Origin of the sequence: Shewanella sp. MBTL60-112-B2, from assembly GCF_019655055.1 — a bacterium.
Lineage (GTDB): Bacteria > Pseudomonadota > Gammaproteobacteria > Enterobacterales > Shewanellaceae > Shewanella.
In genome coordinates this window covers 236,549-258,412 of sequence record NZ_BPFA01000002.1, presented here as the reverse complement: position 1 = coordinate 258,412, position 21,864 = coordinate 236,549, and the positions used below count along the sequence as shown (strand labels likewise).

The 21,864-nt window shown below is 43.9% G+C and carries 19 protein-coding genes; 8 read left to right on the top strand and 11 right to left on the bottom strand.

Features of this window, described 5'->3' with window-relative positions; translation table 11 throughout:
• Positions 1 to 313 precede the first annotated feature (313 nt).
• On the top strand, positions 314 to 592 hold the full coding sequence (locus tag K5Q73_RS02415) for a DNA polymerase III subunit epsilon (protein WP_220758769.1): 279 nt from the start codon (positions 314 to 316) through the stop codon (positions 590 to 592).
• 86 nt (positions 593 to 678) lie between these two features.
• Here K5Q73_RS02415 and K5Q73_RS02410 read toward each other — a convergent pair whose 3' ends face one another.
• Positions 679 to 1,980, bottom strand: coding sequence for an NAD(P)/FAD-dependent oxidoreductase (locus K5Q73_RS02410; protein WP_220758770.1), 1,302 nt, complete (start codon positions 1,978 to 1,980; stop codon positions 679 to 681).
• A gap of 422 nt (positions 1,981 to 2,402) precedes the next feature.
• Between K5Q73_RS02410 and K5Q73_RS02405 the strand changes: the two genes are divergently transcribed.
• Complete coding sequence (locus K5Q73_RS02405; protein ID WP_308443271.1) at positions 2,403 to 2,783, top strand: DUF2541 family protein; 381 nt, start codon at positions 2,403 to 2,405, stop codon at positions 2,781 to 2,783.
• A 71-nt stretch (positions 2,784 to 2,854) separates the two neighbouring features.
• Here K5Q73_RS02405 and K5Q73_RS02400 read toward each other — a convergent pair whose 3' ends face one another.
• Complete coding sequence (locus K5Q73_RS02400) at positions 2,855 to 3,382, bottom strand: hypothetical protein (protein WP_220758772.1); 528 nt, start codon at positions 3,380 to 3,382, stop codon at positions 2,855 to 2,857.
• A 392-nt stretch (positions 3,383 to 3,774) separates the two neighbouring features.
• Here K5Q73_RS02400 and K5Q73_RS02395 point away from each other — a divergent pair, with 392 nt between their 5' ends.
• Positions 3,775 to 8,115, top strand: coding sequence for a collagenase (locus tag K5Q73_RS02395; protein ID WP_220758773.1), 4,341 nt, complete (start codon positions 3,775 to 3,777; stop codon positions 8,113 to 8,115).
• A 195-nt stretch (positions 8,116 to 8,310) separates the two neighbouring features.
• On the top strand, positions 8,311 to 8,601 hold the full coding sequence (locus tag K5Q73_RS02390; RefSeq protein WP_220758774.1) for a DUF6482 family protein: 291 nt from the start codon (positions 8,311 to 8,313) through the stop codon (positions 8,599 to 8,601).
• A gap of 36 nt (positions 8,602 to 8,637) precedes the next feature.
• Here K5Q73_RS02390 and K5Q73_RS02385 read toward each other — a convergent pair whose 3' ends face one another.
• Positions 8,638 to 9,423, bottom strand: coding sequence for a helix-turn-helix domain-containing protein (locus tag K5Q73_RS02385; RefSeq protein ID WP_220758775.1), 786 nt, complete (start codon positions 9,421 to 9,423; stop codon positions 8,638 to 8,640).
• Between the two features lie 102 nt (positions 9,424 to 9,525).
• On the opposite strand from K5Q73_RS02385, the gene K5Q73_RS02380 reads away from it, so the two are divergent.
• Positions 9,526 to 10,779 (top strand): MFS transporter, encoded by a 1,254-nt coding sequence (locus tag K5Q73_RS02380; RefSeq protein WP_220758776.1) that lies wholly within the window; start codon positions 9,526 to 9,528, stop codon positions 10,777 to 10,779.
• Positions 10,780 to 10,820: 41 nt separating this feature from the next.
• Here the strand turns inward: K5Q73_RS02380 and K5Q73_RS02375 are convergent, their stop codons facing one another.
• Both K5Q73_RS02375 and K5Q73_RS02370 read right to left on the bottom strand, forming a co-directional pair.
• The gene (locus tag K5Q73_RS02375; RefSeq protein ID WP_220758777.1) at positions 10,821 to 11,909 is read right to left on the bottom strand and encodes a DUF2955 domain-containing protein; all 1,089 of its coding nucleotides are present in this window, start codon (positions 11,907 to 11,909) and stop codon (positions 10,821 to 10,823) included.
• A gap of 52 nt (positions 11,910 to 11,961) precedes the next feature.
• A complete protein-coding gene (locus tag K5Q73_RS02370; protein ID WP_220758778.1) occupies positions 11,962 to 13,029 on the bottom strand; it encodes an HlyD family secretion protein in 1,068 nt (355 codons plus the stop codon).
• A gap of 100 nt (positions 13,030 to 13,129) precedes the next feature.
• Here K5Q73_RS02370 and K5Q73_RS02365 point away from each other — a divergent pair, with 100 nt between their 5' ends.
• Complete coding sequence (locus K5Q73_RS02365; RefSeq protein ID WP_220758779.1) at positions 13,130 to 14,005, top strand: LysR family transcriptional regulator; 876 nt, start codon at positions 13,130 to 13,132, stop codon at positions 14,003 to 14,005.
• A 30-nt stretch (positions 14,006 to 14,035) separates the two neighbouring features.
• Here the strand turns inward: K5Q73_RS02365 and K5Q73_RS02360 are convergent, their stop codons facing one another.
• The 3 genes from K5Q73_RS02360 to K5Q73_RS02350 all read right to left on the bottom strand — a co-directional run bounded on the left by K5Q73_RS02360 (position 14,036) and on the right by K5Q73_RS02350 (position 17,373).
• On the bottom strand, positions 14,036 to 14,497 hold the full coding sequence (locus K5Q73_RS02360) for a GNAT family N-acetyltransferase (protein ID WP_220758780.1): 462 nt from the start codon (positions 14,495 to 14,497) through the stop codon (positions 14,036 to 14,038).
• A gap of 122 nt (positions 14,498 to 14,619) precedes the next feature.
• Entirely contained in the window at positions 14,620 to 16,002 is a 1,383-nt protein-coding gene (locus K5Q73_RS02355; RefSeq protein ID WP_220758781.1) for a Na+/H+ antiporter NhaC family protein, read from the bottom strand.
• 366 nt (positions 16,003 to 16,368) lie between these two features.
• Positions 16,369 to 17,373 carry a hypothetical protein gene (locus tag K5Q73_RS02350; RefSeq protein ID WP_220758782.1) on the bottom strand — a complete coding sequence of 335 codons (1,005 nt, stop codon included), beginning with the start codon at positions 17,371 to 17,373 and terminating at the stop codon, positions 16,369 to 16,371.
• Positions 17,374 to 17,606: 233 nt separating this feature from the next.
• Here K5Q73_RS02350 and K5Q73_RS02345 point away from each other — a divergent pair, with 233 nt between their 5' ends.
• Complete coding sequence (locus tag K5Q73_RS02345) at positions 17,607 to 18,692, top strand: permease (protein ID WP_220758783.1); 1,086 nt, start codon at positions 17,607 to 17,609, stop codon at positions 18,690 to 18,692.
• A gap of 208 nt (positions 18,693 to 18,900) precedes the next feature.
• Positions 18,901 to 19,119 carry a ribosome alternative rescue factor ArfA gene (locus K5Q73_RS02340; protein ID WP_374706795.1) on the top strand — a complete coding sequence of 73 codons (219 nt, stop codon included), beginning with the start codon at positions 18,901 to 18,903 and terminating at the stop codon, positions 19,117 to 19,119.
• On the opposite strand, the gene K5Q73_RS02335 is transcribed toward K5Q73_RS02340, so the two are convergent.
• From K5Q73_RS02335 to K5Q73_RS02325, 3 genes are all read right to left on the bottom strand, one after another.
• Positions 19,106 to 19,909 carry a hypothetical protein gene (locus K5Q73_RS02335; RefSeq protein ID WP_220758784.1) on the bottom strand — a complete coding sequence of 268 codons (804 nt, stop codon included), beginning with the start codon at positions 19,907 to 19,909 and terminating at the stop codon, positions 19,106 to 19,108. The two genes, K5Q73_RS02340 and K5Q73_RS02335, sit on opposite strands and share 14 nt — an antisense overlap.
• Before the next feature lie 340 nt (positions 19,910 to 20,249).
• Positions 20,250 to 21,125 (bottom strand): 3'-5' exonuclease, encoded by an 876-nt coding sequence (locus K5Q73_RS02330; RefSeq protein WP_220758785.1) that lies wholly within the window; start codon positions 21,123 to 21,125, stop codon positions 20,250 to 20,252.
• Between the two features lie 88 nt (positions 21,126 to 21,213).
• Entirely contained in the window at positions 21,214 to 21,813 is a 600-nt protein-coding gene (locus K5Q73_RS02325; protein ID WP_220758786.1) for a hypothetical protein, read from the bottom strand.
• Positions 21,814 to 21,864 lie beyond the last annotated feature (51 nt).

Here is a 21,864-nt window from a genome sequence, read left to right as displayed (position 1 = left end):
CGACTAAACCAAACTTTATTCTTTATTCTTTATTCTTTATTCTTTATTCTTTATTTAAACATGTAATATTAGTAACACTTGGTTTAATTCAATATTTATCCTTACAATATTCCCAGCTTCTTTTCTGCTTACTATAAGGATCATCTAGCAACATTAAGCTAAAGTTTCTTCCTCAGCAAAAACGCGATAGCATGGGGCTCACAGCGGATTTTATGTTAAAATCCGCTATCAGCTTTATAAATGTGTAACCGATCTCATTTGTTTGACTGAAGGCAGTCAATAGCTGCCGTAACAACTAATGAGGATGAGAGATATGAAAAAATTAAATGCCGAACAGCGCAAGGCTCGAGATAACGAGCGCTTTGCACAACGGGTAGATGAGCGTAGAACAAAGGGCGAAGATGTTGTCGCTTACGCTCTTTCCAATGCAAAAGCCTATAAATTTCTGACTAAACCTGAGAGACATGAGCTCAAGCAAAGACAAGCTGCTCTGCTCAATGAAGTGAAATTAACTGCGGAAGAAAAACTTAAGCTTAGAAATGAGCAAGAGTTACAGCAAATTGAAGCGACATTTGAAGGCGATAAAGACTAAGCAAAGTCCCAGCCTAATCAAAATAGCTATATAAAAAAGGGAGGTTTAATAAACTTCCCTTTTTTAGCATTTGAATCCTTTAAAAGTTAGTGCAACTTCATCCTAGGACGCACCACACGCATCACCTTTTCAGCGCACCATAGAGCGACCGTTTTAAAAGTGCCGTGAATCGCTTGCTGATGCATACGGTAAAGCGAGATATACACTAAACGTGCAATCTTGCCTTCAACAAACATACTGCTTTTAGTCAGGTTCCCCATCAAGCTGCCCACTGTGCTGTAACGCGATAAGTTCACTAACGAACCATGATCGACATATACATATTCGGTTAACGGCTCACCTTTAAGCTCATTAAGAATGTTTTTCTCAACACACTCAGCCATTTGGTGTGCAGACTGCGCGCGCGGTGGTACAAAGCTGCCATCCGCTTGCTGACAAGCGCAGCAATCGCCAATCACGTAAATATCATCACTCACAGTGCTTAACAGGTTAGGTTTAACCATGATTTGGTTGGCACGGTTAAGCTCAAATAGACCGATATCTTTAATAAAGTCAGCCGCTTTAACCCCCGCAGCCCATAGCATAATATTGGCTTCAATCAATTGGCCTTCAGAGGTAACAAACCCTTCAGCTGTTGCTTCACTAATGCGGGTATTTTCCATCACATTGACGCCAAGCTTACTTAGCTCAACTCGTGCCGAAGTAGCAATACGCTCAGGCAGTGCAGGCAAAATACGCTCACCCGCTTCAATTAAGTGAATATTTAGTTTATCGGCGGTCATCTTGCTTAAGCCATAGACTTTAAGCATGTCAGTTACATGATAAAGCTCAGCCGACAATTCAACACCCGTTGCGCCACCGCCAACAATAGCGATATTTAGCTCATTAATACTTTCTGATTGATGTACGCGAGTAAAACTATCAAGCAAGGCATTATGGAAACGATTAGCTTGCTGGTGTGAATCTAGGAAGAAACAGTTTTCTTTCACGCCAGGAGTATTAAAGTCATTACTCACACTACCAATGGCAATGACTAACTTGTCATACTGAATTTGACGTTCAGGCAACATGACCTTACCCGCCTCATCCACAATGGGAGCAACTGAAATAGACTGGGTACTTTCATCTAAGCCACAGAAAGTGCCTAATTGAAATTGGTAGCCGTGCTTAGCGGCATGAGCTGAATACACCACACCATCAAGAGCGGAATCAAGTGAACCAGTAGCAACCTCATGGAGTAATGGTTTCCAAATGTGAGTCCGGTTTCTATCGACTAAGATGATTTGAGCTAGGTTTTTCTTACCTAGCTTATGCCCCAGCTGAGTTGCTAACTCCAAACCACCAGCGCCACCACCAACAATCACAATTTTAGGGTTTGCCGATCTCATTACTTCATTCCTCTATTAGGCCAACGGTTGAAGCCTCAACCAGGCTGCAACATGGTAAAATACTAATTTAACGACCACTTACTTAGTAAGTGCTATGTTGACTTAAAACGAGACCTAAGTCACGCCAATAAAAACCAAAAACATGACAAAAAACAGTTGATTTAACCAGCAAAAACAAAGTTAGCAACAAGTTACACAACAAAGAGTCACGCTATTACCGCATTAAATATAAAACATGTAAACAACCGAATTAGTAACATCAAAACTTAATTACTAACCAAGGTGACAAGAACAACAAACACACTCTGAAAGTGTTCAAAAAATTGCTAGCCAGATCTAAATTCATTCAATATTTGCTAGCGCTAAAGCAAACAAAAGACTAATTTAGCCGCCCTTTTGAATCACCAAATGAAAATATGAACATGAAAACATTTGCGGCAAGCATCATAGTTGCTGCCAGCATGCTAGTTAGCAGCTCTGTCGCTATGGCGGATGAGCAGATCACTCTAGGTCGCACCATTTTATTGGAAGGCGGCGATCACGGCGCTAAGATCCCACTTCTAATTTGCCGTAAAACAGATGCTATCCGCGTTAAGGCTGAACGTGATCTACACCTAGAAAAAATTAAGGTGACCTTCAACAACGGTCAAACTAAGACGATTCACTTCTATCGTGATCTAAAGAAAAACAAATACACTGACTGGCGTAAATTCGCTTACCCTCGCTGTGTAAAAAAGCTTGAAGTCTTCGGTAACTCAGACGGTTCAAAGGCTGGCGTTAAAGTGTTAGGCCGTAAAAAGTAAACAGATAAAAAACAAAAATGACCACTCATGAGTGGTCATTTTGTTATTAAGCTATCGTTAACGACTCAATACTAATTAGCTTGCTGCTGGCACTCTAATAATAACTGCTGAAAATGTGCACCTAAATCCTGACTGGCAAACTCTTCGCTAGCCGTTGCCATCTGTTGTAAGTGCTGCAATCCTTGCTCTACACCTTGGTCGGCAATGATCTGTTTAGCGTAAGCCGCCGCATCGGCGCCTTTTTGCAGCAGGCTAGACATATTCTCTAGGCTAAAATCCTGCTCCATCAAGCCTTCTAGTTCACTAAGCAGCTCTGCAATCTTTGCCGACTCGACTAAAGCGCCCTCAACATTAACAAGCTCACCAACTGGATCCATCTCCAGTTTACTGGCAACACAAGCAGCAACACTACCTGCGTCGGCGCCATTTGCTACCGCTTCAATGCCTTGAGTACGGATCTGTTCAATTACTTGCTGTAACTGCTCATTTTTGGCTAACCAAGCTTGTTCTAATTGCTGCTTTTCATCACCACCAAAATAACCACAACCACTTAGGCTAAACGCCAAAACAGCCGGAACTATAACCGTCTTTAACTGCATTTATATACTCCAAAAATCAAAGGCTAATTAGCCACTACCGCTAGTATACCTAGTTAATTAAATAGCGACTTTTAAACTTAATTAATCTTCAGCTGCAACTCAACTCTGACCCACCCTATAACAGCTATAGATAAACGCACTTTTTAATGCAGCATTTAAGGCTATTACTCTTTTTTGGTAACCAAAATCTCATTTAAATTTCATCAAACTTTGACTTTGTATACATTATATTATTAAGGTTCGGTTAAATTTAACAATAAAATAACAAGCAGCTTAACTCGGATGGTTAAGTATTTACAGTCAAAAGGAAGTTGATACGACTAATTTAGGGATCCGGTTAAGGTTATAGCACCTAACCTCAACACCCTCTAACCTACTGAGGTTATATAACTATGATAAAAAAGATAACAACCAACTTCCCCAATATTCTTTCGCGCAAATCCATCTTAACCAGTGCGATCCTTGCATCAATCAACGTCGGAGCTGTACAAGCTGCAGAAATGTGCGGCGACAAAACCTTAGACCGGCAAGGTGAAGTACCGGCGAATCAAACTCACTGCATCACCGATTATGGTCATTACCTGTATATTAATGTTCCTTACGAAAACAGTAATGTCACTATCAGTACATCAGGTGGCACCTATACAGGTAGTGATGCCGAGTTAATACTCTACGATGGCAGCGACTGGAGCGGCAACCAAGAACTTATTAGTAATACTCCAGGCACTAATGACGAGCAGCTTTCTTTTGTTTCTCGTGCTGGTGAACGCTATTTTAAAATTAATGGCAACATTCAAGAAACCACATTAGAAGTGACTATTACGGGGGGAGATGTACCACCGCCTATGGGTGACTACATTGTGTTTAATACCAATATTGACGTTGCTCTGCCAGCTCCTGCTATCACCTCTAAGAGCCAATATGGTGCTACGATTGCAACCATTCTGGCCGCCAGCTATAGCGACTTTGAAACCATTGCTGGAGCAAGCCAAGATCCCATTACTGATGTTGCTGAAGCCCTACATTACTTAGCAAGCGCTGATGACTTAGCCGATCCAGATCTAAACCAACTTCTATATTTTCTCGCATCATATAAATATTACGCAGAGGCAATGACAGATGCTGAAGCGCAGCAATTGAGCATTGCGCTGCAGGCTGTAGCCAAAATGACTAACTTCATCGGCGATGCTGGCGGCGTTATCCAAGAAGGCTTTGCTGGTGCATTGAAGAACTTTGAGCGTGGCGCAGGAGCGGTATACTTTAAAGATCTACTGCCTCATCTCCTTGCCAGTATTCAATATTACTCAGAGCAATCTAACCCATTTGCAGGTAACAACGCGGGTGATGCGGCAATGGAGCTGCTAAAGGCCATTAATTCTGCGGCCTATTATGGTGACTCTGCAACAAAAGCTGCTTATAACGACAATATGCTCGACGTATTGTCTGTTATGCGCTCTTTTGCTTATCTAGGCGAAACTTCACTTGATATGCGTTGGCCTGCAGAAGACGATAGAAAGTGGATTGTGCCACATACTCTTATCGCGCTAGGAAAAATATCAACCATTGCGACTGATGAAGCAAAAGCACGCTTTGACAGTACAGTGCTAGAAGTTCATGACAAAATTTCGGCGATCATCTCTCTTGAGACGACCGAAACTATGGTGACTAAGAATTACTTAGAATCTGCCGAGCGCCAATGTGAAGCCGGTGATGCATTATTTGGTAAATGTATTGTACCGCCAAAAGAGGAAGATATTTTAAGCGTGCGCCATGAGTGTACAGACAAACTGATCATTCGCGCTCAAAGCAGTATCTCACAAGCAACGCTAACTCAATCTTGTGCCGACTTGGCCGAGCAAGAATCTGAGTTCCACGCTTTTTTTAATACCAATGGCATTCCCGTTGCTGGCGATCAAAATGAAGTACTTGAGGTCGTAGCCTTCGCTTCACCTGAAGATTATGAAAAATATGCCCCAGAGTTCTTTGGTATTAGTACTGATAATGGCGGTATGTACCTTGAAGGTTCACCTGAGGTTGTAGGCAATCAGGCACGCTTTATTGCCATGCAGTGCCCGGATTCATGGGTTGGCAACTCTTGCCAATATGAAGATCAAATCTATAACCTGCGCCATGAGTTTGTGCATTACCTAGATGGCCGTTATATCAAAAAAGGCTCTTACGGTTCGTTCGACTACAACGTGTCTTGGTCAGAAGGTATGGCAGAGTATTTAGCCAACGGTCATGATCACCCAAGAACCAATAACACGCTAGAAGGCAAGACCATTCCACCGCTCTACAACCTACTGTTTATGGCTTATGGATACGATGAGCTCTATCCTTGGAGCTATTACGCAATGCGTTATTTGTCTGAAGAGCACCCTGACGAAATTGTGAAGGTAACCCAAGCACTGCAAGCCGGTGACAAAGATGCCTATACAGAAGTACTCAAAGGCGTGGCCGAGCGCACTGAATCTGGTTTTGAAGCGTTTGTCTTAGCGAATGCCGATGTTGTTGCCCCACCAGCTGCCACAATACCCGCAAACAATGTAATAGGTGAGTGTGCACTAACTCAGCAATATGCGCGTCACATCGATGCCGACAAAATTGACTTTACCATCACCAATAGTACTGATACCCCAGTGTCACTATTCTGGGTAGACAATAATAAAGGCACAGCCAACTTTGCTAACAATTATAAAACGTTGAATCTTGGCGAAAGCTACAGCTCTGCCAACTGGCGCCAAGGCGATCGCTTGATGTTAAGTGATAATGCCATGAACTGTTTAGGTGTGAGCGTAATGACCCATGCCAGCAACGACTTCACGATTGAGCAAGAATTGGTAAAAGATGTAATTCCTGAACAGATCCCAGCACAAGATCTTCTTGGAAGCTGTGATCTTGTAAGACCACACTTAATTAAAGGCGAATCACACGAATTCACGATTACTAACACCACTGATTACCCTGTACGCTTGTTCCGTGTTGATAACCTCACTGGCAAACCTAAGTATGAAAGCGCAGCCACTGGTTTTGACTTCGGTTATGGCACGCTTAATCAAGGAGAAAGCTACACATCTGACATTTGGTATGGTGACCGCCGCTTTGTGGTAACCGATGCTCGTCTAAATTGTTTAAGTGTAGGTGTGCTAAATAATCCAACAGCTGACTTTACGATTGATGAAGCCACTATCGCTAACGCGGCAGAGCCAGAAGTCATTCCAGCAGCGAATACCATTGGCAGCTGTGATCTTCAAGGTAAGCACTTAGTGGGTCCATTTGAAGCTCACTTCTCATTTACAAATACCACCAATACACCTGTACGTATTCACCGCGTAGACAATGAAACCGGAGAGCTCAGTGAGAGCTTTGGCTTTACTACCATCGCTAACGGTGAGACCTACGACAGTGCCACCACTTGGAAGTGGTTTGGTAACCGCCGCGCAGCCATTACAGATGAAAACAATCAGTGTTTAGGCGTAGCTGTGATGGATCAAGAGGAAGAGATCAATGAGTACCTAATTACTGAAGAATTGCTCGATGGTAATGTTACCGTACCAGTTGATACTGATGGCGATGGCGTGATTGATAGCCAGGATGCTTTCCCGAATGATCCATCTGAAACAACCGATACTGACGGCGATGGTGTTGGCGACAACAGTGATGCCTTCCCTAACGATGCCACCGAAACGGTAGACTCTGATGGAGACGGCGTAGGAAATAACAGCGATGCCTTCCCTAACGATGCCACCGAAACAGTAGACTCTGATGGAGACGGCGTAGGTAATAACGGCGACGCCTTCCCTAATGATGCGACTGAAACGGTAGACTCCGATGGTGACGGCGTAGGTAACAACAGCGATGCCTTCCCTAATGACGCCACTGAAACGTTAGACTCTGATGGTGACGGCGTGGGCAATAACGGCGATGCTTTCCCTAACGACGCCACTGAAACGGTCGATACTGATGGAGACGGCGTGGGCGACAACAGCGATGCCTTCCCAAGCGATCCAAATAATGGCGTGGTAGCACATTGCGGCGCGGCGACGATTAGTTCTGGTAAATTAACCCTTGAAAAACAAGAGTGCGTAAGCGGCGGTAAATCAAGCTTCTACGTATGGGTTGAGCAGGACAACACCGATCTCTATATCAGCACGCAAGGCGGTGATGGCAATGCCAACATTTACTTCAGTGCAGACACTTGGGCATCAGCAACAAGCTCGCAAGCTAAGTCTGAAGCGAGTGGTAATAATGAGCAACTACATGTTGTCGCTAATCGCGGCTGGCGCTACATTGCCATTGATACCAACTCAAGCTACAGCGGTGTATCAATGACTGTTAGCCTAACTGACAATTCGACAGAAACTCCTGTTGAACCAGTGGAGCCGGAAGTACCAACAGCATTAGAAAACATGTGTGCCACCAGCACGGCTAAAGATTATGGCAGCATCAGTAATGGGGTCCCTATCTGTGTTGAAAACGGGCGTTCATCTTTCTACATCTACATTCCAAGAGATACGCAAAGCTTAACCGCCGAAACTGGTCACGGAAGTGGAGAGCTGGAACTATACGTCGGTGAGAGCTGGCCTGATGCTGACAACAACACGGGTAAGTCAACTAACGAGGGCACCCAGGAGCAAGTTGTTGTTGAACAACCAGATTATGGTTGGTACTACATTTCAGTGCAGAGCACACCAAGCAGTGAGGATGTCACACTGAAGGTCACGCTCAAATAGGCTAGCTTCAACGTTATCCATAACAGACTCGCTAAAAAGCAAACCCATGTGGTTTGCTTTTTTTATGTCTGGCGTCTGATGTATGGTGCCTGCCTAATGTTAACCCATTCATTTCCAGGAGTAGGCTGAACCCTTTTAGCATTTCGAGCGTAATGCTCTGTAGCAATAGTCACAGCAGCTTAATAGGAGACAATTATGGATATGCGCCAGTCACTCAACCAAACATTACACACTTCGTCGAACCAGCCTCGCATCATTGGTGTCGCCGACGCGCCACATTATCTTGTTGGTGCAATGGATGACAAAGATAACTTTATTCGACTGGATGAGGAAACCAGCGTGCAATGTGTCACTTCACTTGCTCAAGCCAAGCAATTATTACGACGTCATCGTTATCAAGTCGCAGAGCTTGAATATCAAACCGCTTACGATGAAATGTGCGGACTTTCTTGCACCGGCAACTACAAAGAAACCATAAAACTTTAACCGATAAAGCCTCAAACAATTGCAGTTATCGAGCGGCTAATCTTTTAGTTTCATATATTTCTTAGGTGATTGGCCCAAGGTCTTTTTGAAAAAAGTAATAAACGCGCTGACAGACTCGTAACCTAACTCTTCTGCAATTCGCTGCACAGAACCACCTACTGAGAGTTTTTGTAGTGCTAACACAATATGTAACTGTCCACGCCAGCGACCAAAGGTTAAGCCAATTTCATTCTGTACCAACCTTGCTAAGGTACGTTCACTCATGGCGTACTCATTCGCCCACTGGGCGACAGTACGTCTATCATCAGGTGCAGCGATTAACGCTTGCGCTATCGCTTTTAACCTAGGCTCACTGGGGATAGGAAAATCATAATGCTCCGTTGGCATACTTTGTAATTGGTCTATCAGTACCCTAACTAATCGCTCAGCAGCGCTACCATCGGCATAATCTTGCTTCTGAGCAGCAAGGTGAATAATCAACTCCCTTAATAGCGGTGTTACCGATAAGGTACAGCTCTTACTCGGCATCCCTTCAATCTCTGGGTGAATAAACAGCATGCACACATCAGCATGTTTAGAGATCTGATTGCTATGAGGAACTTGGCTGGGGATCCATACTGCACAATCTGGTGGCACAATCCAGATGGCATCATCAATTTTGCACTTCACAAATCCACTTAACGCCATCACCAATTGACATTTATGATGTTGATGCAAAGGCGTTTCGGCATCGTTTTTTTGGCCGACTAATCGTAGAGCAACCGCCTCTTGCGGGAACTGCTCAGAATCAAACAGGGGTAATTCGGGAACGATGAACGCCATCAACTTGACCGATTTTAGCAATATAAAGTCACTATAACTCAATAAAGCAAGCTTATTGAAGCGTAAACTGTCGCACTTTCGTCTTAGCTAAAGGAGCCTATTGTGACGTTATCGCATCCTTCTCGTTTTACTAGCAGTGCATTCTTACTACTTGGCGTACTCTTAATCGCTATCAGCTTACGTAGCCCAATCACTGGCGTAGGGCCGCTACTCGATGCCATTAGAGCCGAGTTAAATCTGTCTGCAACACAGGCAGGAATGCTAACCACTCTGCCATTATTGGCTTTTGCTTTTTTCTCTCCTATCGCATCTAAAGTCGGCCAAAAACATGGTCTAGAACGGTCATTAATGCTGGCGCTGTTGTTTATTCTTAGCGGGCTGGTGGTTCGCTCTCTCGGCTCTGCCAGCGCCCTATTTATCGGCACAGTGATTATTGGAGCTGGAATCGCCTTCGCCAACGTTCTACTGCCAAGTTTAATGAAGCGCGACTTTCCAACTCGAATAGCCACCATGACTTCTATGTATGTATTAATGATGGGAGCAGGTTCAGCAATGAGCGCCAGTTTAGCTATCCCTCTGGCAGATATGGCAAAGCAGCTATCACTGAGCTTTATTCCAAGTTGGGCATTTTCTTTAGCGAGTTTGGTGATATTTCCAATCATCGCCATCTTAGTGTGGTTACCCCAGATGCGAAATCACACAACTCCCAGCAAGGATACTCAAACCCTCGATAGCCATAGTTACCTCTGGCGAAATAGCAGCGCCTGGCAACTGACTCTGTTTTTGGCTCTCAACTCTTTTTTGATGTATATCTTCATCAGCTGGCTACCGACAATTTTGGTTGATAATGGATACGACCACCATCAAGCGGGCGTAATACACGGCATGTTACAGCTATTTACCGCAGTACCAGCCTTAGTTTTAATACCGTTTATGAGTAAGCTTAAAGATAAACGTCTGCTAAGTTTCGGCCTAACCTTAATGGCGTTTATAGGCATTGTAGGATTACTGGTTAAACCTGAGCTAGCCATGATTTGGGGCATGTTATTTGGCTTCGGTGCTGGCGGCGGTTTTATTGTCGCGTTAGCGTTAATCAGCCTTCGCACCTCTAGCGCCCAGCAAGCGGCCACGTTATCGGGCATGGCACAATTTTTAGGTTACTTACTTGCGGCTACTGGCCCAATGATCATTGGCCAGCTACATGAGCAAACTGGCAGTTGGCAGTTACCGCTTATCGTTTGCGCCATCTGCGCAGCCTTATGGAGTGTATTTTCGTTACTTGCTGCCAAAGATGAAGTTATCACCCCTTCCGCTCGCACTAATGAGCCGGTATCACTGGTCGAAGAGCTCTCGTAACCCAACAATTTAACAGGGAGCCCCGCTCCCTGTTATACCAATCAGCTCTTACCCTCCGCAGTTGTCGCTGGCTTATGTTTGATTACTCGCACTAGAACATGATGCACAATCCAAATCATTAATGATGTGACGACCACCGCCACCAAAATCGAACTAAAGCGATAACAGATAGAGAAAAAGGCATCTTGTTGCTCAGGCACAAAAGCAGTTGTTAGCGGCACCGTTAATGCCGACATAGCCGAAAAACCGATCCCCGCTTTAATACCACCGATTGCTAGCCAGCGACAGAAAATGCCTGCAGCAATAGCGTAGCCAAGTAGAAATAGCAGCAGGTTATTAGCCAAGCTATAGAGGGTTAACTGCAAGATCATTCCAGCTAAGCAACCAAGAAAAGTGCCTATAATTCGAAGTTTTGCCACCGCCATCGAGCCAATCAAGGTCATAGGTGTGAGTACGATAAAAATAGAAGCTTGAGCAGATAAAGAGTCATTAAGATCGGCCACCTGAAACAAGATAAATGCCGCCATTGCTACTATCCAGCCTAGCGCCGCTTGCCTTACCATCCCAAGGTGGTCTTTTCGCTGCTCATCTATATGAGTGCGACTATTGTGGCTGTTCACCGCCGCGGGCTCTAAAGTGCTCGAACTCACCGATTTAACCTTATTAACAGGTTCTGGAAACAGGTATAGGGCTAAGGCGACTATGGGGCCGGTAACGAATGCTGAAGCGAAAAGCCCCATAACAAAATCTTCTAGATCAAAACCATGATAGCTAGCAAAGTTAAGTAAAATAGAGCCGACTAACAACCCGACATAGCCAAACAGATAACTACTCTTGTGCGTCATAGCGATACATTTAAACATCAGCATTATGGCCACAGCTAACGTCATCAATAGTGGATAAGGCTGAAGAAAACCAACAATAAAACTCACCTGTATACAGACCCAAGTTACAGCCAGAATCAACTGGATAATTATCTCTCGTTGCCAGCTATCAATTTTAGTTAACACAAACATCGGCAGCAGCGCCGCAAAGAGTCCGTTTGACCAGCCAAAAAATAAGGTGATTGCCAGTCCAAATACACAACCAAACCAGATGCGTTGGGTTTTTCTCAAAGTCTCAATTTGCAAAATCTAGTCCCTAGCCGGTGGCCGCATTAATAACGTAAGTTAATAAGCAAAGTTAATAAATATAGTGAAGCCAACTCACGATTTTAATTTGAGTTTTAGCTAGCAACGCCCAAAAGGCATTGTCATTGGGATAGAGCACCACACTGGCACGAGAACCAACAAATAGTGCTTGAGGTAATAACTCGGAGCTACTTAAGTTAATCCGCACTCGCTGGGCATCTCGCACCCAACGATTGCTGGTCTCAACCTGAGTCAATTGGCCATTTGGGCTCTGCTGAGCCGCCGCAACGCCAAAATCACGACTGTGGATATCAAGGGCAAAAATCTTACCTGGAAAAGCATCAAATGCCACCCAGGCCCTCGAATGCTCATTTATCTGCGCCACTGCCTTTTCACGAAAATCAGCGGCAACCCAGAGTGAGTCAGTAGGAATAAAAGTCAGCAATGGCATATTTGTATTAGCAATGCTACCCACCTCTAATTGCAAGTTGGTAACCACGCCATCGCTTGGAGCAACGACCTGAGTATGCGACAAGTCCAGCTGCGCTTGCTGTAAGTTATTCTGTGCTGCGCGCACCACGCTACTCTGCCCGGGTTGACTGCCGAGCTGCACCGTCAAGGCACGTAACTCCTGCTGACCACCGTGCAAATTCGAGTGTGAAGCGTTGTTGTTAGCCAGCGCATTATCTAGTAAAGAAGCTGAGACCAATTTTTGCTTGGCTAACTTGCTGATCCGTTTGTATTCGCTGTTTGCATTATCGAAGGCCGCTCGATTAGTCGCTACCTTGGCTTCTGCCGCCTCAACCTTGGCATACATGGCATCTTCTTGCTCTCGGGCTTGCTCCAATGCGAGCTGAGCCTTTTCTACTGCCAATACATATTTACGTGGATCGATGCGAAAAAGGTTATCTCCCTTACTTAACTTCTGGTTATTTTGCACCTGAACCTCAGTGACGCTTCCGCTCACTTCCGCTGCAATTTGAATCACATAGCCCTGCACTCGACTCTCTGTGGTGAGAGGTGCATAGCGATCGGCAATCACTATATAGCCAATCAAAATAATAAAGATAACAATCAAGCTTTGCATCCAACGACGAAAAGCATGTTCTGCGGTTTGCATGAGTGAGTCCAAGGTCTATCTGAGGGGGGACTATTATAGATATTGCTAATTAGATTAAATAGAATGACCAATAGCGCATTTAAGACCTATAGGCAGGACAATGAATATTAACTTAGACGATCTACACCTGTTTGTATTAACCGTACAGCATGGTGGAATAAGTGCGGCGGCTAAGCAGCATTCACTGCAACGCTCGAAAGTGAGTCGACGCTTACAGGAATTAGAAAAGGCCTTAGGCTGTCAGCTACTTATCCGAACAACTCGTCAGATAGAATTGACCGAGAATGGCCGATTACTCTATCAACAGATCAATCAGCCTTTGAGTAGTGTCGCTCAAGCGGCAAAACTGCTGGCTAATCAGCAAAATTCTTTACAAGGCGTGCTAAGAATCGCCGTGCCTGCTGCTCTTATTACTTCGAATATGTTTACCCTGTTGCTAGAAAGCTATCTTGAGCAGTTTCCCGATGTACTGCTTGAAGTATTGCATTGTCAGGAGAGCGTCGATCTAAAGAGAGAAAATGTCGACATTCAAATCTTACCCGATGGCGTGAAGGTGATTAATGAAGACTATGTGCAGCAAAGCCTACTGCGTTTTCCCAGCAGCCTAGTTGCATCACCAAGTTACCTTGCCAGCCACGCAGCAATTAACTGCTTCGATGATCTTTATGAACATCCCATGATGGTGAGCCGTTATAACATGGCATCGCTCCCCGACAACCTGACACTGCGACTTAGCTCCGACGATCTTCGTCTCATTCAACATATGGCGAGTACCAGTAAAGGCATTGCAATATTGCCGACAATTTTAGTCAGAGACGCACTGCAGTCAGGCGAATTAAAGCTGGTTTTAGCTGAAGAAAGGCTCCCAGAAGTCAAGCTCACCTTGATTTATCCATATAAGGAGTTTTTACCAGAAAAAACGCGAGCCTTGATCCAGCTACTTAGAGAAGCATTCGTTGATACTATAGCCAGCTAATGTCTATCAGTATAAAAAGTTGATCGATTATCACAAGGTTTTAGACATAGGTACGCATGCCAGCTCAAACCCGAGTGGATGCTGCCATGTTGTTTGTGATTTAGCTAGGTAACCTAAGCTTTGATAAAAACATAAGGCATTAAGCGCTGACGACAAAGATAAAGACTTAAGCCCAGCCGCAATGGCTTGCAACTCTAGCTCCCTAGCAATCGCTTTGCCTACGCCGCAACCATGACTTTCGGGCGCAACAAACAATGCCTCTAGACAGCCAGTCTCCACGTCGATAAAACCAAAGCCTAATAGTTTGCCATCTTGTACGAACACCAGCGCTTTAAGCTTAAGCAGTATCATATCGAAGCCTTGCGGCATAGGCGAGTGAGCCCACTTGCTGGCGATTTCAGCGGAGTAATCCGTTACGCATGAGGTTAAGATTGCCTGCGTTCTAATCTGCCATATCGCCAGTGTATCTTTTGATGTCGCTAGTCTAATCATTGTACGTCTCCTGGTTTTAAAATAAAGCTACAGAAACGGCACATTTTTAGCAATTTTTAGCAATAAAAAGGGCGACACTTTGAAGTACCGCCCTCTTTGCATGGCTAGGTGCTTTACATGACTTATGCCATTAGCAAGAAACCAACGAAGGTTAAACCTGCTGCAATCAGTGCATATGGCAGCTGAGTTACTGCATGGCTAACTAGATTACAACCAGAACCTTGTGCAGCCAGTACAGTGGAGTCGGAGTAGAAACACGCCTGGCTACCAAATGATGATGCCGATAACAACGCACCAATCACTAATGGAATATTGGCATCAACCGATTGAGCCAATGGCATTACAATCGGAATAGACACGGCAAAAATCCCCCAGCTAGAACCCGTTGCAAACGCCAAAATAGACATACTTAAGAACACCACTGCAGGTAATAATTGCGGTGTCATAAACGGGCTCAAACTCTCGATCACATACTGTGGCAACATTAGCTTGTCGCACACGTCTTTAAAGATAAACGCCGCGATTACCGTACCGATTGCCGGTAGCATATTCTTAAAGCCATCGATCATCTGCTCCATCATCTCAGACAATGGCATCAGCTTTTGCAGACCGTAATAAGGCAAGGTTACCGCTAATGTGGCAATCAAACCTTTTAATACATCGATATCAAAGTAAACGGTAAAGCCTACCAACAATAGAATTGGCACAAAGAAGTTGTGAAGTTTGCCGCCATCATCGGCGTGCTTAAACTCATCTTCAATGGCTTTTAGCGCATATTCATCAGAGGTTTGTACTTCATCTAAATCCATCTGCTTAATTGCAGGTTCGCCTTGAGCGGCAGCAATCTGGGCCTTCTTCATAGGTCCAAATGCTGGCACTATGCCTAAGATAACCAACAATACCATTGCCACTGCAAGCCATGCGTACAGCATATAAGGTATCGCTTGCATATAAACGGCAATGCCTTGGCCTTCTGCAGCGATACCGTTATCAACTAGCAAACCACCAAAAAATACTGCCCAGGTCGATAATGGTACAAGCACGCAAACAGGTGCAGCAGTTGAGTCGACCACATAAGCTAACATCTCACGCGAGACTTTAAACTTGTCGGTCACTCGCTTCATGGTTGAGCCGACCGTTAACGCGTTGAGGTAATCATCAATAAAGATAATCGCGCCTAAAATAAAGGTCATAAACAGTGATGATTTTTGCCCATTAGCAAACTTCAATGCGTAACGGCCAAACGCCATCGACCCACCGGTGCGAACCAGTAGAGCAATCAAGGCACCGAAGCCACCACAAACTAAAATTAGCCAACCGATTGTTTCATCGGCCATAACAGACAAAGAAGTATCAGCAAAATTAGTTAATAGGTTTTGCGGCTCATACATGGCCAAACCAACTAACGCACCGATAATTAAAGAGAGAATTGGGCGGCGTAGCACAATCGCTAACACCAAAACCACCACTGGTGGGATAAGACTTAAGGCTGTCGGTTCAGACATGCGCTAAGGTCCTTATAATGAAGTGCCAAAATGGCAATTAATCACCAAACTCAAACAACTATTTGTCGAGTCTAATTGCTGCTCTACTGTTGAGATACCTGCCGATACCTTTAATTTTACGGGCAATTTTTGAGGGCCCTAGTAAAAACATCGGCAGCAAAATAATCCCCATTGGCCCCTGAGTCAATCATAAATATCCTCTTTTACTGAATTTTTATAACACCACAAAGAGGCGGAGTTACAAACAACTGAATTTATAGGATTTAATAAAATGAAATTCAATAACAAATAAGATTTATTTTAGGCAAAAAAGAGCGAAAAACAGACTAACAGTGGCTATTCTTTATTCACTGCGCATACACAGCGCTATTCACTCTCTTCCGATTTAGAAATAAACACCCGATTGAGTTCATTACTCCATAACTGAATAATCTTGCGGTTTTTTGATTTATTCCAAAAGCACTTACCGAATAAAATAATCGCCGCGCCTTCAAAATCTCGACGTTCATGCAAACCGAATCGCTGCTTTAATGGCTCAGCTATCTTATCGATAGGTATACCTACATCTTTGGTGTCCGCGGGGTTGAGCCACAATTCTTGTTTGTCGATATGAGATACCGTGCCCCAATACATACGTGGTGAACCGTTTTCCGTGGGCTCGGCGTCGGCAAAGTTGACGAACAAATTCTTTGCTCGCCAACGGTACTTCTCATCGGTATATACCCAAAGTTCAGATTCTGCCAGCTCACTACCGCGCATTAAGCTGTGGAGTAACTTCTCTAACCCTTCACGAACGATACGTTTTTCTGGAGCCGCTTGTGGCTCTGTGCTTCGAAGATTTCCTTGCACCACTGCCTGCTGGCTTTCACAGCCTGCTACGCCTAGTTCGCTAGTGACTTGATGCTCGGGCTTCGATTCTGCTCGGGAGTCAGATTGAGAAGTCGATTTAGCTTTCAGGCTATTTTGCTCCTTAGTCGGATCACTCTTATCTAACCTATTCTTATCTAGCTCAAGCTTAGCAAGAGCACTCTTGGATATAATCGCTTTGCTCTGGCTAGGCTGACGGCTAAAGTCGATGATCATTGCGTCGCTATCGACCAATAACTGATTCACTTCAGTAGCATGTAGCTCTTCACGTTCTTTTGCCGCCGAGGGCTTAAACTCACGACAAGCTGCTTTATGGTAACGCGAGCCAAAGCAAGCCGCCTTACCGTCTTTAGACGCTTTACGATAATAGGCCTTACTTGCACAGGCTGGGCACACCAAAACTTGACGATACTTCTCGATGTCACGTTCACTGAGTTTTTGAAACTTAAAAACAGAATAAGTAACAGGGTTCGACTCATCGAATAAACATATTGCGTCAAGCATGCTAACTCTCTCAATTACATTATGTTTTTATAATAGTTAATATCATAAGCGGCCACAAGCCAAGCCGAACTAGCCATAGTACCGCTGATACTATCTTTATCTTCATCCTTACAGTCATTTCCACAAAAGCCGAAATAATTATTGACTATTTTTTCAATCGGATTATTATCTCTGCAAATTCGTTATTTCGGTAAAACCAGAAATAACAAACAGAAGATATTAAGGTAAATATTATGAGTCCTGAAATCATTGAAATGGCAAAAGACACTGCCGGAATGTTTCTATTCCTTGCAGCTGAACTAACTCTACTATTCATCGTGATTAGTTATATTGTTGGCTTACTGCAGGAGTACATTCCGCCTGAAAAAATTCAATCAATTTTGAGTTCTAAAAAAGGTAAAGGTTACATCATTGCAGCACTATTAGGCTCTATTACACCTTTTTGTTCATGTTCAACTATTCCTTTCTTAAAAGGATTATTAAGAGCAAAAGCCGGTTTTGGCCCAATGATGGTATTTCTGTTCTCTAGCCCACTATTGAACCCAATTATTATTGGTCTGTTTATTGTGACCTTTGGCTTTAAAGTGGCAGTGTTTTACTTTGTTGTTGCTATGGTGGTATCGGTTACGGCGGGTTATGCACTAGAAAAACTCGGCTTTGAGCGTTACGTTAAGCCTGAAGCTTATGAAGCTGCCGATAGTTCAAGTTGTGCTACTAGTTGCGATGATAGCGCTAAAGTAGAAGCAAAAGCTGAAACCAGTTGCTGCACAGCGCCTACTAAAGCTAAGCCTATTGCTGCTACGACTAACTGTTGTACAGAGCCTGTAGTTGCTGCCCCAACAAGCTGCTGCGCACCAAAAGTTGAGCCAGCCTCTAGCGGATGCTGTGCAAGCCCTGCAGTAAAAGAAGATAGCCGCTGGATGCGCGTATGGCGTTCAACCTGGAAAGACTTTAAACAAGTTCTGCCTTACTTATTGATTGGTATTTTGGTTGGCTCGCTTATCTATGGCTTTATTCCAACCGATCTAATCGCTAAATATGCTGGTGAAGGCACCTGGTATGCCATCCCGATTGCAGCGGTTATTGGTATCCCACTGTATATTCGTGCAGAAGCGGTTATTCCGTTAAGCTCAGCCTTAGTGGCTAAAGGAATGGCGTTAGGTTCGGTAATGGCACTGATCATTGGTAGTGCTGGTGCGAGTTTAACGGAAGTAATTTTGCTTAAGTCTATCTTTAAGAATCAGATGATTGCCGCATTCTTAACTGTCATCTTAGGTATGGCCGTTGCTGCTGGTTACTTGTATACGTTAATTTTCTAATCGCCAAGTATAGCTAATGGCTAACTATGTTTAATTGCTAAAACAGTCTAATCGCTAATACGATGAGCCCTGTTGAAAAAACGTTCAATAAACACTGGTAGCATGCACAAATCGGCGTATAATTGCCCCGTTCAGTTTAGTAATCACTAAATTCAACGGGGCTTTTGTTTATCCAGCCTAATCCTACTTTAAATCCAGACGGAGAATAATGATGGCAAAACATCATCAATCTAACGCTATCGAGCACGAAAGTGGCCGCGGCGTAATACGAGATAACGCCTTAAAGGCAATAGTCACCAGTAGCCTATTTAGAACGCGTACTGAGAAGCCCAAAAAGGGCAAAGGGTCTTACAACCGCAAACAACACAAGGGGCAAAAGCTGAAGGGCTTTGCCCCTTTTGACTATCTAGCGTTTAGCCACTTTTAACTACTCTCGTATTATTTTGACGGATATATTCAAACCAACCACGAAACCGAGCAATAAATTCCTGCCCCCCGAAGTCATCATTTAAATCATACACAAAGTAATCTTGACCACCCGCCCTAAGAGTCAATTCATTTCTATTTCCGATATCTTTTTCCCAGGAGCAATGAGTGACAAACAAGTAGTTGTTATTAACTAAAAAGCCGATCATGTTAGGCATATGGTTGTATAAATACAGCTCCAATGACGAATTCAAATCTTTAATTGCTTTGATTTGCTCAGACTTTTCGGCGATCTGCCTAGCAATGGAATGTGCAGAATCAAATCGTTCAAAATTTTTGTTCCCAGGAATACATACCTCAGGGTCTAACATCGCCACTTCAAAAGTAAATTCTACTTTATTTGCCTGAGCTTTCTGTAGCTTATCATTTAGTAACTTTTCTAATACTTGATTCCAACCATGTCTTCCAGCTAATGCGATATATTGAATCTTGATTTTTCGGCTATTTTTAATTATGTCTCCAATCTCATCATATAACTTAGTTGAATTGATGAGGTTCAAGCTCTTTTTCTCTTGAACCACTTTGTCGTAAATCTCAAAGAGTACCCCCATTAAAATGACCGACAAAGCAAGAAACATACTTGTTAGCGTAAACTTTCCAATTGATAAAGGTAGTAATTCTGATGGAATCGAGCCTACCAATACGACTAAAAATATCATGACATAAGCTAAGGGCTTTTTCGTTTTCTCGTACCCTTCTACAACTCGTTGTAGAAATCCTTTTTGATCCATAAGTACACCAATCCTTTCAATTGACTATTCAGATTAGTACATATTCTTATGAATGCTATCGCCTAAGGTAATACAATGACCTTGCATCTATTTTGATTACCCATTATTTGTTAAATATAAACAAATTGACACTCGCGATTTCTATAAGGCTTACCGAAAAAAGACTACTTAGCGTTATAGGCAAAGCTTGCAGCCGCTAGCACCACCAGCATGATAGCTATACGGTATAAAATGCCTTTAATCGGACTTGCGTTTCTTTGTTGCGACATAAGTTCTCTCTTCGACATTGGGTTAAATCCATTAATTTGAGGAAGCCACTCCCCTTTGCTAGCCGTGGCGACTATAACAAATCAGTTAAGCGTTGCTGCAACGGCAAAGGCCACTGCGCTTTATAGGGCGCTAACTGCTCAAGTAAGCCATACAAAATATCTAGCGCCACAAAGGCATCCGCCGCCGCATATTGCAGCTGCAGCTCACTCAAAGGCTCGGCTAACGGTTTAGCCCAATTAGACAAGGTGACCTTTTTGCTCTTGGGTAGCTTTAAGGAAAGCACTGTGGCTGCCATCTGCTGGGTACCGAGCTGCTTGGGGGCACCGAGTTGGTTCATCAACCAGTTAAGATCCAGCATGCAGCCAATACTCACCTCAAAATCTCGCTTCATGGCGTTAACATCGCTCCTAAGGCCTATGCCCACTTTTAGCAGCTTGTCACCACTCAAAATTGGGGTTAGCGCGGCTGTAAACGCAGCAATATTCTCCCCCTGCATACGGAACAGGTAACAGTGTGTCGCCGTTGCAATTTGGATCAGCGAGATAGGATTAGGATTTCGCCTCCCCTTCTCAAAGGTGGCTGCGGTCTCGGTATCAAAACCAATACAAGTTTGCGCTTCAATATCGGTAACCGCGGCAGCCAAAGAATCTTGCGTCACCACCATAACTTGCCGAACTTGACCATTGAGCTCGGCCGACACATTTTGAGCCAGTTCAACATTGAACTCACTTAGTCGAGATAACTCTCTATCGTCAACACGGGTACTTAAGTCTGTGCGGAGCTGCAACCACTCGAGTTTGAGTCGATTACCCGCTGTGATAATCGAGCTAAAAAAGGCCTTTTCGGCCGCCTGCATCGCCTCGAAATAGCCATCGGCATCTCGGCCTAACTCTCGGCGAATGATGGCAGACTTGTCTGGAGAAAGACCAAATTTAAATAGGCTCATCTATATACTCTATATCTGTTGTTTCGCTAGTTTAGAGCTCACGAGCGCTTAGAAATGCCAAGCACTTGAATGCATTAAAAATCAAAGTTTACTGGGAGACCCAGAGCAGACCAAGCCCGTTACCCTTAGCCTCACTCACTTTAGCGCTAAAACGCTGCCAACCTTGGATCATCTCAAGGTATTCATCTTCATTAGGAAAGTAATCGGGATTATGTTCCAGCAGCCAAGCATTAAACCTATCCTTGACGGTCTGCTCATCTAGCTTTTTTAATAAATCCGCTAGCTCAACGAGTGTCTGGCTTCGAAAAGCAAAAGACTCATTATCGGCATCCATTTTGATTGCATCATGATTGTTAATATCGAGCCAGGTTTGAAACAAGCTACCCGCACCTTTAACTCGCTCTTCAGTATTGTTAAGGATGAAATGGTAAAGGTCGACGTTTCTATGATTCACATTAGGACCAATCATCTCCACCTCGATACTTGGCCAATCTAGAGGCAAACTAGGCTTTTTAGCCCCAGTCAAAAACCGAACAAGCTGGACCAATAGAGGTTGCGGCTTGGCCGCAGTAAACATTTGCTCTGTCGGTACTTGCCCCAACAGGTAGTCTTGCAGGGTTTGTGGCTGCTGCTTTAAAAATTGAATGTGCTCATCTGGTAATGACAACACATTTAGACATAGCGCCATGTTGGCTCCATTAACAGTTGAATTGAACAGGATAATTTTAAGATAAGTATT